Consider the following 1,063-nt stretch of genomic DNA (forward strand, 5'->3'; position numbering starts at 1 on the left):
AAACGGCGTAGCTTTGGGCTCTAACTCGAGAGCCGACAGAACAAGCGGTGAATGGGGCTACAATGTTAAAACGGAAGACGGGCGGACAAACGGCTATGCCGGACTTGGCGGTTCTGCTTTACGGTCCGAGTATGCAGCCGTTTCCGTCGGCAATGAAGGACATACGAGACAAATTACCCATGTAGCAGCCGGCAGCAAGGATACGGATGCTGTCAATGTGGCCCAATTGCGCAATGTGAACCTCAAAGTGGGTGCCAATACGGGTCATACGGATGTCTTATTGGATAGTCAGACTTTAAAAATTCAAGGTGATAATCAGTACGTGACCACTCAGGCAGGAAGCGGAACGGTTACTGTCGGGTTAACCGATGCGGTTCGTCAGAAAATCGATGCGTCGGCTAATATTAACTTGTCCAATATTACCAATGAAGGCAAAACGGTTATTCATAACGAAGCTCAGAAGGCCGTCGTAGTGAAAGGCGGTTCGAATACGACCGTTACATCAACTGTTGCTAACGGAACAAAAACCTATACTGTAAACGGTAGGGATACGACCGTATCCGCCGTTCCGGGGAGTCGTATTACCGTTAAGGATAACGGCGGTATTGATGCGAACGGAAACAGACATTACGAGATCGGCTTTAAAGACTGCGACTTGGCGAAGAAGACGGATATTTGGACATTGCAGGCTAACGGGAAAGATGTACCGCCCAGCCGGGGTAAGGTCAATCTTGTAAACGGTGAAAACGTGACCATCGAAAAGTCGGAAAACGGGCAAATCCGTATTTCCGCAAAGGGCGGCCACGATGAAGACGCCGTTCACTACGATATTTCAAACGGCGTCGTGAATAAAAACTCCGTTACCATGGCAGGCAGCACGTACGTCAATAAGACGGGCGGCACGCATATTACCAATGTAGCCTATGCGACGGGTAACGACGGAAGCGAAGTCGTAAACGTAGACTACCTGACGGATCAGGTAAATCATGCCGTAACGAATACGACGACGAACATTACGAACAACCTGACGGCCAAGGGGATGAACTTCGTCGGAAATGACGGG

The 1,063-nt window shown here is 49.6% G+C and carries 1 pseudogene; it reads left to right on the top strand.

From position 1 onward, the window contains the following. Window positions 1-1,063, top strand: a pseudogene (locus PGX78_RS08135) (hemagglutinin); the annotation flags it as partial.

This window comes from Megasphaera sp. AF13-6AC, from assembly GCF_027685385.1.
In the GTDB taxonomy this organism is placed as follows: domain Bacteria; phylum Bacillota; class Negativicutes; order Veillonellales; family Megasphaeraceae; genus Megasphaera; species Megasphaera micronuciformis.